This is a genomic window from Angelakisella massiliensis (genome assembly GCF_900104675.1).
In the GTDB taxonomy this organism is placed as follows: domain Bacteria; phylum Bacillota; class Clostridia; order Oscillospirales; family Ruminococcaceae; genus Angelakisella; species Angelakisella massiliensis.
In genome coordinates, this window is sequence record NZ_LT629945.1 from 2,717,488 (window position 1) to 2,729,956 (window position 12,469).

Annotated in this window: 10 protein-coding genes; 3 read left to right on the forward strand and 7 right to left on the reverse strand. The window is 53.9% G+C overall.

The genetic code is table 11. The features are described from left to right. Positions 1–174 precede the first annotated feature (174 nt). The 5 genes from BQ5383_RS18345 to pduL all read right to left on the reverse strand — a co-directional run bounded on the left by BQ5383_RS18345 (position 175) and on the right by pduL (position 5,952). Positions 175–1,758, reverse strand: a complete 1,584-nt coding sequence (locus BQ5383_RS18345) for an NAD(P)/FAD-dependent oxidoreductase (protein WP_071434475.1) — start codon at positions 1,756–1,758, stop codon at positions 175–177. A gap of 81 nt (positions 1,759–1,839) precedes the next feature. Next, positions 1,840–3,114, reverse strand: a complete 1,275-nt coding sequence (locus BQ5383_RS18350; RefSeq protein ID WP_071434477.1) for a CdaR family protein — start codon at positions 3,112–3,114, stop codon at positions 1,840–1,842. Continuing rightward, positions 3,111–4,013, reverse strand: coding sequence for a diadenylate cyclase CdaA (cdaA, locus tag BQ5383_RS18355; protein WP_083390061.1), 903 nt, complete (start codon positions 4,011–4,013; stop codon positions 3,111–3,113). The genes BQ5383_RS18350 and cdaA overlap by 4 nt, the downstream gene beginning before the upstream one ends. A 202-nt stretch (positions 4,014–4,215) precedes the next feature. Further along, positions 4,216–4,860, reverse strand: a complete 645-nt coding sequence (locus BQ5383_RS18360) for a hypothetical protein (RefSeq protein WP_139193478.1) — start codon at positions 4,858–4,860, stop codon at positions 4,216–4,218. 513 nt (positions 4,861–5,373) lie between these two features. Then, a complete protein-coding gene (gene pduL, locus BQ5383_RS18370; RefSeq protein WP_071434484.1) occupies positions 5,374–5,952 on the reverse strand; it encodes a phosphate propanoyltransferase in 579 nt (192 codons plus the stop codon). 689 nt (positions 5,953–6,641) lie between these two features. On the opposite strand from pduL, the gene BQ5383_RS18380 reads away from it, so the two are divergent. From BQ5383_RS18380 to BQ5383_RS18390, 3 genes are all read left to right on the forward strand, one after another. Further along, on the forward strand, positions 6,642–7,235 hold the full coding sequence (locus BQ5383_RS18380; RefSeq protein WP_071435260.1) for a uracil-DNA glycosylase: 594 nt from the start codon (positions 6,642–6,644) through the stop codon (positions 7,233–7,235). 16 nt (positions 7,236–7,251) lie between these two features. Further along, entirely contained in the window at positions 7,252–8,187 is a 936-nt protein-coding gene (locus BQ5383_RS18385; protein ID WP_071434488.1) for a diacylglycerol/lipid kinase family protein, read from the forward strand. A 324-nt stretch (positions 8,188–8,511) separates the two neighbouring features. Beyond that, the gene (locus BQ5383_RS18390) at positions 8,512–9,609 is read left to right on the forward strand and encodes a hypothetical protein (protein WP_071434489.1); all 1,098 of its coding nucleotides are present in this window, start codon (positions 8,512–8,514) and stop codon (positions 9,607–9,609) included. A 346-nt stretch (positions 9,610–9,955) separates the two neighbouring features. Here BQ5383_RS18390 and ytvI read toward each other — a convergent pair whose 3' ends face one another. Together ytvI and BQ5383_RS18400 are read right to left on the reverse strand one after the other, a co-directional pair. Next, positions 9,956–11,077, reverse strand: coding sequence for a sporulation integral membrane protein YtvI (gene ytvI / locus BQ5383_RS18395; RefSeq protein ID WP_071434491.1), 1,122 nt, complete (start codon positions 11,075–11,077; stop codon positions 9,956–9,958). A 159-nt stretch (positions 11,078–11,236) separates the two neighbouring features. Further along, the gene (locus tag BQ5383_RS18400) at positions 11,237–12,469 is read right to left on the reverse strand and encodes an aminopeptidase (RefSeq protein ID WP_071434493.1); all 1,233 of its coding nucleotides are present in this window, start codon (positions 12,467–12,469) and stop codon (positions 11,237–11,239) included.

Below are 12,469 nucleotides of genomic sequence, written 5' to 3' on the forward strand. Positions count from 1 at the left end.
TTCATTCTTTTGTGCAATCCACCGGACCAGAGCCCACCGTCAAATCATTCAGCGCTTTTTGCCAAATAAAATTCTTTCCTATACCTGGCGCTTTTTCTGCACTTTCTCTCATGTGTCCTTTTTTATCCGGCGCACCTGGCTGGAGAAGGGATGGCACCGAAAATGATTTTCCTCTCAGTCATAAACCGGACGGCCGCTGGCTACGATCTGCTGAGCTACACGAATACCATCCACCGCGGCGCTCATAATTCCCCCGGCGTAACCGCCGCCCTCTCCACAGGGATACAGTCCTTCCGCCAGAGGTGAAACCAGTGTCTGCTGGTCCCGCAGCAAGCGCACAGGGGAGGATGTCCTGGTTTCCGGGCCGGTAAGCAGACTGTCGGCAGCATCAAATCCCCTTTGGCGGCGGCCCATCCACTGGATGCCCCGGCGCATATATTCCGGAACCACCGGCGGAAACAGTGCCGCCAGATCACCCGGGCGAACCCCCAAAGCATAGGTGGGTTCCACCCGGCCGAAATCCGCCCCGGGGCGGCCTTCCAGAAACCGTCCCACTGTCTGACAAGGGGCCTGATAACCGCCCGTCATTTGATAAGCGCCTCTCTCGATCTTTTCCTGAAAAGCAATGGCATCCAGGGGATTGTTTCCGAAATCCCGCTGGTCCACCGACACCACCAAAGCTGCATTGGCGTTGCGCCCGTCTCTGCTGTGATAGCTCATGCCATTGGTGACCACCGTCTCCGGCGCCGACGCTGCCGGTACCACATACCCACCAGGACACATACAGAAGGTATAGACCGCCCGGCCAGCCTTGTCCCTCCAGGCCAGCTGATATTCTCCCGGGGGCAGGAGAGGATGTCCGGCAAATTGTCCGTAAAGGGCCTTGTCCACTTCCGACTGGAGATGTTCAATTCTGGCGCCCACCGAAAAGGGCTTTGTTTCCATCGGCACTCCCTGTGCCATCAGGGTACGGAAAGTATCCCGGGCACTGTGCCCCAGGGCCAGCACCACCTGCTGGGCGGGGATCTCCTCTCCCTGCGCTGCGACACCGGTGATTCTTCCGTTTTCAAACAGCAGCCGTTCCATCTGACACCCGAAGCGGATCTCTCCGCCCAGCCGCAATATCTCCTGCCGAAACGCCACTACCACCTGCCGCAGGACGTCGGTACCGATATGGGGTTTGGCTGCCCACAGAATCTCCTGGGGTGCTCCCATTGCCGCAAAATCCCGGAGGACAGCAGTACAGCGGGGGTCGTTGATGCGGGTGGTCAGTTTGCCGTCAGAGAATGTACCTGCTCCCCCTTCACCAAACTGAACGTTGGAGCTGGGTGACAAAATACCTTTTTCATGGAACAGACGAATGGATTCCATCCGCTGCTCCACCGCCTCCCCCCGTTCCAGCACCAAAGGACGGTATCCCTGCCGGGCCAGATACAGGGCACAAAACATTCCCGCCGGGCCAAAGCCCACCACCACCGGACGCTGGGAAAGAGCCTGTGTTCCCTGCTCAAAAACCAATGGTTTTTCCTGTGTGCGGCCCACATCAATGCTCAGTTCCACCTGGCTTTCGTCCTTAAGAACGTAACCTACGGTGTAGGTAAAACGAATATGATCTTTTTTTCTGGCATCCACCGACCGTTTGACGATTCTTTGCTCCAATACCTGACTGCGGGGAATCTTCAGACGGCGCAGACCCATTTCATAGCACTTTTGCTGGTCCTCATCCAGTCCCAGGGAAATACCTCTGACTAAAATCATCCCGATCCATCTCTCCTTTCCAGACAACCGGCAAACAGAACTCAAGCCCGCCGCTTGGGACGGGCTTGAATGGGAAATTCTTTATTTTTCCTGTACGCTGACCACAGCGGTATACTCACCGATGGCCCATACCAGACCCTTGTTGGGTGCGTAAATCTGAACGGAAACCTCATACTGACCGGTCTGCACTTCCTGGTCGGCAAAGTCAATCTCTGCTACCAGGTCGGTGGATTTGAGCCCGTCAATGATCTCACTGGGGCCGATCATGCGCACATTGTTGATAGACCGTGTAAGCAGCTGAGCGTCATAATCCGGCGGCACATTGCGGATGACGATATTGCGTACCGACAAGGTTTTCGCTTCAAAGCCTTCGGAATTGAACTCCACTACCACATTTTCAATATTATTATAGTTGCGGATGGCATCCGGCAGCTGCAGCTTAAAGGTGAGGCTGGAGTTGACGGTCAAATCCAACTGGGACAGATCCACATATCCAATGGGGACCTCATAATAACGGCTGAGGGTTTCGGCAGTGGCCGCCACAGTGATGTAATCGTTGGAAAGGGTATACTCCAATTCCTCCAGCGGAAAATCTGTGGGAACATTGATAAAGGAAAGGGTGGTTGGCAGCTCTACAATCCGCAGCACCGGAATCTCTACCCGCACTGTCTCATAATTGCAGGTAACCAAACTGCCTTCCGTCCCCACCGGGACCGTATTTCCATCGCTGTCCAAAAATACAATGGGCAGATCCAGCTTTTCTGTGGCGGACAAAGGTTCCGTCAAAGTAGCACGCACCACGCCACGGGCGATCCGGTTTACCTGGGTCTCCGGCCCCTGAATGGTAACCATTGTGGGGCTGATGGTCGCCTCTCCCAGCTGGAACGCCTCTTCATCCGGTACCTCCGCGCCGGTCAGCTCCAGCTCCAGAGGGATGTCCCGCTCCACCTCACGGTCAAAGGTCACCTCAATGGTGGAAGGGGTAATGGAGAGCACCTCATATTTTCTTCCCTCCTCATTGACCGCCTCCACCCGCAAGGTGTAAGTTCCGGGCTTGGTAACACCGGTCAGAGAAGCCTGCAAACGCACATCTTCTCCATGAAAATTACCGATATTGTAGCGCATACCCGAAATTTCCGCGGTAACGGTGGCATCTTCCCCTTCCACTACATTCAAATCAGAGGTGCTGGGAAGATTGATTTCCACCGGAACATCGTGGACTGTCTTTTTCCAATCCGTCTCCCCCGAGGAAGTAATCACAAACCACAATACCACTGAACATATAATCGAAAAGGCAATGGTAACGCTGGGGCGTTTGGAAAATTCAGAAAGATTGAAATTCAGGTTCAGCTTCATTTCTTCACCCGCTTGAGAATTTTGCTCACATTATGCTCCTTTTTCTCCTCCGTCTCATGAATCAACTCCCGCTGGAGAAGCTCCTTGAGTTTCGCCGGGGTCAGCCGCATATTCAGCTGCCCATTGAGCGCTACTGTAATGGCGCCGGTCTCCTCTGAAACCACCACCACCACCGCGTCTGAAACCTCGCTGACGCCCAAAGCGGCCCTATGGCGGGTACCCAGCATCCTGCTGATCTCATAATTTTGGGACAAAGGCAAAAAGCATCCCGCCGAATGGAGCCGGTTTTCCCGGACTACCAAAGCGCCGTCATGCAGGGGCGCGTTGTGGAAAAAAATGTTGCCGATTAGCTCCGGACTGGGATCACTGTTGATAATGGTACCGGTGGAGATGATATCTCCCAGCTTGGTTTCCCGCTCCAGCACGATCAGCGCGCCGGTTTTATCCTTGGAAAAGGCTGCGCAGCTCTCACAGATGGCATCAATCAGCTGCTGTGTTTTCTGCCGCTCCTGCTCCTTGGCCTCGCTGCCGGGACCGAATAACTGGATATTGGAAATGGTAGAAATACTGGAACGGCCCAACTGTTCCATGGCTTTGCGCAGCTCAGGCTGAAACAGCACCAGCAGCACCATAGCTCCATAAGGAAGGATGAATGCCAGTACCGCCCGCAGCATCCCAAAACCGAACAATTCGGCGATCCAATACAGCAGCAATACCGCCAATACGCCTTTTACCAGCTGACCGGCGCGGGTATCCCGTACCAAGCCCACCATTTTATAGATGAGAAAGGCCACAATGCACATATCCAGCACGTCGGACAGCTGGATGGATGTGACCATATTGATAAACCAATCCCACATCAGTTGAATCTGCGGGATCTGTGTTGCTTCCGTCATCATGCAGACTTCCCTTTCACTACTGAGAAGATCACCGGACCGCAGACACCGCGGTATTTATTGCTCCGCCAGCATCCGTTTCCAACGCTCCAGCATCCGTCGGATTTTCCGGCGGGCAGATTCCTCTTTTGTTATTATTCTGCACCGTTGAGAATCATGCTGCGGCATTGGGGCCTCTTTTTCCTTCCCCCTTTCACCGGGGGCCTTATCGAAAAAACTGTGTGCCGGACTTCCTGGGCGGAGTTTCATTGTTCAGCTGATTGAGGCTCTCCTCAAAGCCTGCCAATGTCTGAGAAATATGACGGCGAAATTCCTCCAGCTCATCCTTCAGTTGAGCTACATCGCCCTGAGGCTGGGGGCCGGTTTTTTCCTCTTTTTTCTGCTGATGCAGCTGCTCCTCCGCCTGCCCTTTCCCAGCGGCACGCCGCTTTTCGGCCTGCTGACGGTTCAGCTGGATCTCCGCAGCCAAAATCCGGAGTTTGCTTTCCTGCTCCGCGTTTTTATTTTGCAGCTGACGGTTCTGCTCTGCCTGGATCTGGATCTCCTTCTCCCTGTGACGAAGCTCCTGCTCCTGACGTCCATTCTGCTCCCGCAGACGCTGGCAGATCTCCTTTAATTCCTCCAGCTCCTCCTGAGCCTGAAGATGCTGCTGCTCCAGCTCCTGACGCTGGCTTTCACTTTCTTCCAGCTCCTGCCGCAGCTGTTCCAGCTGGCGCTCATATTCCTCCGTCCTGCGCTGCTGCTCCTCATCCTTCTTCTTGGCTGTGCAGTCCAGTTCATAAATATAATCCAGCACCGCTTTTTTATCGAAACCCAGCATGGCGGTGGCAAACACCTTCTGCTGCTCCACAAAAACACCCCTCTTTCCATCCTCGCCCCAAGAATTCCCATCCGCGCCTGTTTCCCTGTGCTTTTTAATACCGCACGGAATAACAGCGGGCATACCTGTATCAAGGCCAGGAAAGGCAGCTGAAAGCTGCCGATGCAAATTCTTTGGCAAAATCAATTATAGCATCCTGCTATTGAAAAAACAAATAGAATCCATGAACGTCCATCATACAAAATGTGACCCGGAACGTCATCGAATATTAAGATGGAGACCCGCTTTCTCAGCCTTTTCAGCACTCCAAAGCGAAAGAAATCCTGCATTTTCACCCCAGTTTCCCGTAAAAAACGGAAAATCCTTCTTTTTTGCAGGCTGAAATTCTCCATGCCAAACATTTGATACAACGCCGGACGATGGTATTTTATTCTTTATCAGGGGCGAAATTCACAAAAAATTTGCAATTGCCGCAAAAAAATTCCAGGCAGCCTGAACGACCGCCTGGGATTTATGTTGAAGTGCTCTGAAAATCACCCGAAATCAGCCTTTGATGACCTCGCCGTACACAACGCCGGACAGAGCGGCCGCATTGGCCTCGTCGGTATCAAAATGAGCAGCCAGAGCGAACTTGGGAGAAACACGGACCACCACATCGCCGAAGATGGTGGAACGCTCGTCGTTGACCACCTTCAGAGAAACGATCTCCTTATCGGCAACACCCAGCTTCTCAGCATCCTCGGGGGTAGCGTGAATATGACGCTTGGCAACGATGACGCCTTCCTTCAGCTCAACCTCGCCGCAGGGTCCTACCAGCTTGCAGCCAGCGCTGCCGGCCACGTCGCCGGATTCACGGATGGGAGCGGACACACCGATGGAACGGGCGTCAGTCAGGGACAGCTCCACCTGAGTGGCGGAACGGGTGGGGCCCAGGATGGACACGCCGGACAGGGTGCGCTTGGGGCCGACAACGTCCACTCTCTCCACGCAGGCAAACTGACCAGGCTGAGACAGATCCTTTTTATGAGTCAGCTTAGCGCCCTTGCCGAACAGGGTCTCCAGGTCCGCTTCAGTAACATGAACATGACGGGCGGAAGTTTCAATCAGAACTTTGTTTTCCATGATAACCATACCTCCATTTTTGCTTCGGGCCATGCCGGTCCCGATTGCCTTGAGGAACGATCTGCTGTTTCCACACACAGAAACAGCGTCCGGCCACCGGAAAAGCGGTATTCGGACGTTCCGTATTCATTGTAGCATAAATCTATTCCTGCCGCAACGGCATCCGACAAAATTCTCCTCTCTTTCCGGGGCATTCTGAAAAGTTGAAATTTTCATTTTTTGTGCAGGAGATGGTATCTGCTGTATCAAAAATACCGTGTGTCTCCAAGGCGCCTGCTTTTTTCCCTTGCCCCCTGTACTTCCCGGGAAAAATCTTAGGGGTTCTTTTGGAAAAGGCTCTGAAAAACAGTCTTTGCTGCTGCTCCGCTGAAAACACCTGCTTCCGGCAATCGCCCAGGATGGGAGAGGATAAAACACAAGGTCTGCCATTCAGGCTGTTTTGCGGGCAGACAAATGGGGGCCTTATGGATACCTGTCCTGGTACCCATGCTGCAGGTCCCCCTGAAGGACTTAACACTGGATATTTTTTTTGCTATAATATCCTTGATTCTCATCGATCCATACAGCTTTTTGGCGGCGGCAGGATGAGGAAAATTTCGGGTGCGGCCCTATTCTTCCGCTGCTTTTTCCTTATTATAAAATCATAGCTTATTGCCAGCTTGACAGGAGGCGTTTTCAGGATGACAGGTATGATGGAAGATTTTCAGCAGCTCCAGCAGACAGTGGAAAGCTGTACCCGCTGCGATCTGTGTCAGGGACGGCACCATGTGGTGTTCGGCACCGGCAATCCTCAGGCCAAGGTGATGTTTATCGGGGAAGGTCCCGGAGAGCAGGAGGACCTGAAGGGGGAGCCCTTTGTAGGACGCAGCGGCCAGCTGATGGATAAGATGCTGGAATATGTGGGGCTTTCCAGAAAAACCAATATTTATATTGCCAATATGGTCAAATGCCGTCCCCCTCAAAACCGGGACCCCTCCAAGGATGAAGTGGCGCTGTGTATAGGATATCTCCGCAACCAGGTTTATCTCATCCGCCCCAAGGTCATCGTCTGTGTGGGACGGATCGCCGCCACCGCTTTGATTTCCCCCACCTATAAAGTAACAAAGGAACATGGCACCTTTGTGGAGCGCAACGGCACATTGCTGATGGGCACCTTCCATCCCGCGGCGCTGCTGCGCAATCCGGACAATAAATCCGCCGCTATGGAGGATCTGTTCCGTCTGCGGGATAAACTTCTGGAATTGGGACTATTACAGCCGGAAGAGCCGGAACACAACTGCTGAGCTAGGAGGAGAGGTTATGGCGCAAAAACTGCTTTTTCTGGTCAATCCTCACGCCGGGCGTTCTGAGATTAAAAATTATCTGCTGGAGATCGTGGATCAGTTTACCAAGGAAGGGTGGGATACCACCGTTGTGACCACCCAGCGGGCCGGACAAATCCCTTTATTGCTGGATGAGCGCCGGGGGGAATTTCAGCGGGTCGTTTGCTGCGGCGGAGACGGTACCCTCAACGAAACCATCAATGGTTTGATGAATTGGAGTCCCCGTCAGCTGCTGGGATATATTCCCGCCGGGACAACCAACGACTTTGCTTCCAGCCTGGGGCTTCACCGGTCCATGCCGGATGCAGGCCGTACCTGTGTGCAGGGTGAGCCTTTTCCTGTGGATATCGGCCGTTTTGGAAGCAGATATTTCGCTTATGTAGCCGCTTTCGGAGCGTTTACCAGCGTCTCCTACGGCACGCCTCAGCATTTCAAAAATCTTCTGGGGCGGGCGGCTTATATCCTGGAGGGCATTCTCAGCCTGCCAACAATTAAAACCTACTCCATGACAGTGGAATGTGATGGACAAATCATTGAAGGAGACTATGTCTTCGGCATGGTAGCAAACTCCACCTCTGTGGGCGGCATTCCCATGGGCCGGCGGCTGGATGTTTCCCTCAACGATGGGCTTTTGGAACTGGTGCTGGTGAAGTACCCCCACAGCGCGATTGAGGCCCAACAGCTTCTCACCGCTTTGGCCGCCCATGAGCCCAGCAGCGAGTTGCTCCGCTTCTGCCGCGCTTCCTCTTTCCGCATCCATTCCCAGGAGCCCCTCTCCTGGACCTTGGACGGAGAATTCGGCGGCGAGGTCACCGATGTGGAAATCAAGGTTTGCCCCCAGGCGATTTCCGTCCTCACTCCTTCCGGCGCTGTTCCCGGCACTGGGGAAAACCATCTGGCAAAAGAAGACTGATCAGCGCTGCGCCATAGCGGCCTTTCTCTGCCGCCTTTTCTTTGCAGCGTCATTATTATAAGAAAAGATTCATAGAAAGGGCTGTTTTCGGCCCAATATTGCGATAAAAGCTGCTTGAACGCACTTTGAAGCCGGTGGAAGGATGCACCGGCTTCTTTTTTATGGGGAATTTGTTTTTTCCCTTTCTCTGCACAGGTTTTACCTCCGGAAACAGCGGCGCTGTGTCACTTTTTCTTTCTTCGCATAGCATGATACTGCACTGACTGTCATCTTTCCGCCTGTCTTTTTTGTCGGGGCGGTATCATGTGAAGGAGGAGTTCCACCATGCCTGAAACTAAAATCCTGCGCTTTTTTCTGGGGGCCAACTCCGCCCAGGGCTTTGTCTCCCGCTTCGACCAGCTGGGAGACCCTCGGGATGGATGGCGTTTGACCATTCTCAAAGGTGGCCCCGGCACCGGAAAATCCACTTTGATGAAGAATGTGGCTTCCAAACTGTCTGACCGCTGCCAGGTTGTAGAGGAAATTCACTGCTCTTCCGATGTGGATTCCCTGGACGCCGTTCTGTTCCCGGAATACCGTCTTTCCATTGCCGACGGCACCGCCCCCCACACCCTGGACCCCAAATATCCCGGTGCCTGTGAAACCATCGCCAATCTTTCTGATTGCTGGAATGAAAGCAAGCTGTTTGATTCCAGGGATGCCATCATGGCCTCTGTAAACCGGTGCTCCGACCTCCACCGCAGCTCCTCCGGCTATTTGTATGCTGCCGGTTCCCTGCTCACCGAGGTACAGCTGATGGCCCGGGCCGCTACCGATGAGGAAAAGGTCCGCCGCCTGGCCCGCTCCATCGCTGCCAGGGAATTTCCCAAATCCTCCGGCAAGGAAGGACGGGAGAGGATCCGTTTCCTGTCCGGGATCACCAACAAAGGGCTGGTTGTGTTTGAGGATACCGCCCGCGCTCTGGCTTCCCGCATTCATTTGCTGGAGGACCCATGGGGCGTCTCGGCACCTCTGCTGCTGGGAGAGCTTCGTCAGCTGGCTCTGGCCGCCGGCCTGGACGTGATTTCCTGCCCCTGTCCTCTGTTTCCCTTTGGCCGCATTGAGCACCTGTTCCTGCCGGAGCTGGATCTGGGCTTCATGATGTTTAACCGGTTCCACTCCGTGACGCTGACGCCGGAGCGAACCATTCACGCCCGCCGCTTCACCGATCTTGAAATGATCCAGAGCAGAAAACGCCGAATCGCCTTCCTCCAGCGGGCTGCCTGGAATATGGTGGAACAGTCCTGTACTCTGCTGGCTCAGGCGAAAGAGGAGCATGACCGTCTGGAAAAATATTATGTTGACGCCATGGACTGGACAGCACAGCAAAGCTTGACTGAACAGGTCACAGAACGGTTTGAAACTTTGTCAAAGGCAGAGTAATCAATCAGGACCTCCAGCTAAGCCGGGGGACTTGGGTTGGTAGGACATCATACCGGCAAACCTCTCAAGAGGCACTGAAAGATCTGTCGCCTGCATCACTTGCCCGCAACCCACAAACGGGTACTTAGCACACGGAATCCGCCTTTGCGCACAAATGCTTCTTATTCTTTTTTACTGCGCTGGATCCTTGAATCTAAAGTTTTTTAATTTTCCCGGCTCAGCCGGGGTTGTCGTTTCGCTAAAACATACAAACAGACGGCATGGAGGCGTTTGCTTTCCTCCATGCCGTCTGCTTTTTATTGTTGTGAAAACAGGCGCTGCCTTCGTCAGCCGAGCCATGCCATTATCAGCAGGCATCGCCATCGGCCTTTACGCCATCTTCCTGTGATTTCCACTTTGGAAAACTCAGACGCCCTTTGTCCGCCAGATACTTCAGAAAGATCACCACCACCGGCGCCGCAATAAAGCCACCGAATCCCGCAATACGCATTCCCGCATACATAGCGGTGATGGTAACGACCGGATGCAGGCCGATCCTCATCCCCACCACCCGGGGTTCAATGATATTCCGGGCCACTGTTACCACGGCATACAGAATCAGCAGCCCAACCCCCAATGGATAATGACCGGTAACCAGCTGATACAGCGCCCAGGGCAGAACGATGCCGCCGGTACCCAAAAAGGGCAGGATATCAAATATCGCAATAATGAACGCCAGCTGGAATGCCCCTTCCACCCGCAGCAGCAGCAGACCGATGGACAGCTCTCCAAACGTAATGCAAAAGATAATGAAATAAGCCTGGAACATCTTTGCCAAAGTGCCCCCGATAAAACCTCTCAGGTCCTCCAGCACTGTACGCACATTTGGGGGAACGAAAGCTAAAATGGAGTGGCAGATGCTGCCGTAATCAGCACTGATGAATACAGAACAAACAATGGTGAAAATCAGTGTCAGCAGTATCAGGGGCACCTTGGTGATGAGCGCAGTCGCATAGGAGATCAGCCCGCTGGAAGCGCCGGTAACCAGGGAGGCCAGCTGTCCCACCACATTATACAAGGTATCCGCCAAGGTATCGGCGATATCGGGCGAAAGCATTTTGATGACGCCGGTTGCCCAATCATTGAACTGAAGCAGCGCAGGCTGGATATGTCCGGCGTAAAAATCCGGAAGATATCTGACCATTTGGGAGATCTGTCCCACCAGCAGTAAGCCCAGCAGCCAAATCAGCACCCCCACAATGGCATAAAAACAGCCAATTACAAAAAGCCCGGTTCGTTTTCGCTGAACTCCGCCGGTCCACTTTTCAATAAGCCGAACCACCGGGCGGAGAAAATAGGCGATGAGAAATCCTGCCACGAATGGAGCCAGCCAAACCAGAACATATTTTACAGTCAGAACCGTCAGGGCCGCAATGACCCCGTAAAAGGCCATATCTACAATAAATTTCTTTTTTTGTTCCGTGGTCATGGTTCTTCCCTCATCCCTTTCAAAAGGAACTGTTCACAGTCTTTCCAATTTATTCAAAAGCCGTTCCTTTATTCTGATTTTATCCCCTTTTCATGACATGCTTCCGCCATGATGGTAAACAGTCTGTTAATATTTTCCCCTTGCCTGGGGCCGGTTTCTTCAAATGACCCATACGCCTTTTTCAAAGAGGGTCATCCGGCTGCCGTCGTCCCGCTGCCCCACTACCAGCAGATCTTCTGTGCCGAACATGAAGTCTACATGAGAGACGCTGTCATTAAAGCCTCTCTCAGCCCGCTGCTGGCGGTCCATCTCCAGGCAGTCTTTCATATTGCTGGGATACGCGCTGCCTAGTGCCAGATGGCAGGAAGCATTCTCATCAAACAAGGTGCTGTAAAACAGCAGGCCGCTTTGACGGATGGGCGAAGTATAAGGCACCAGTGCCACTTCCCCCAGATACCGGGAGCCTTCATCGGCCTCCAGCAGCATTTTCAGGGTTTCCAGTCCTTCTTCCGCTGTGTACTCTACCACCTGTCCCTGGCGGAAGGTGAAGGAAAAGTTTTTAATCAGGCTGCCCTGATAGCTCAGGGGCATGGAACTGACCACCCTGCCGCTGACCTTATTTCGGTGAGGCATGGTAAAGACCTCTTCTGTAGGCATGTTGGCCTGGAAGGAGACCTCTTCCACTGTATCATCGGAGCCACCGCACCAAACTGCCCCCTGGGCCAGAGGAACGGTCAGATCGGTCCCCAGGCCGGAATGGAAATGCAGCTGTGTCACACCGCTTTCATTGAGCAGCCGGCAGTAACGCCGCAGCGCCTGATCGTGTTCCCGCCAGGCTTCCACCGGGTCCGGCGCATTCAAACGCATCGCCTGAAAAATTCCATCCCACAGCCGGGCCATGCCTTCCTCCGGCGGCAGCTGCGGAAATACCTTGGCGGCCCATGCGGGAGTAGCTACCGCGGCGATGGTCCACTGGTTCTCTCCCCGGTCCAGCATATCATAAAAGGGCTGCATCTTATGGCTGCGGGCATTGACCGCCGCTCCCACCTTGGTGCTGTCCAGCCCTTTGAGGGCGTCGGGATCGTCTCCCTCAATGGTGATGTAGCAGGCTTTCCCTTTGGGATAACCGATCCGCTGCTCCAGTTCCCAGGAAGGCACCTGTTTAAGGGTCTCCAGTGCGCCGTACTGATACCGCAGGCGGCGCAGCACATCATCCCGGAACAGCACCAGCACATCCTCGGCTCCAGCCTTCCAGCACTCCTCTGCCACCAGGGCAGTAAAATCCGCTCTCTCCGCCGGAGCGCTGATTACTGCCACCTGTCCGGGCTGAAGGTTTGCTCCCACCTGAACCACCAGACGGGCGTATTTTTCCTGTATTTGCTGACGGTACAT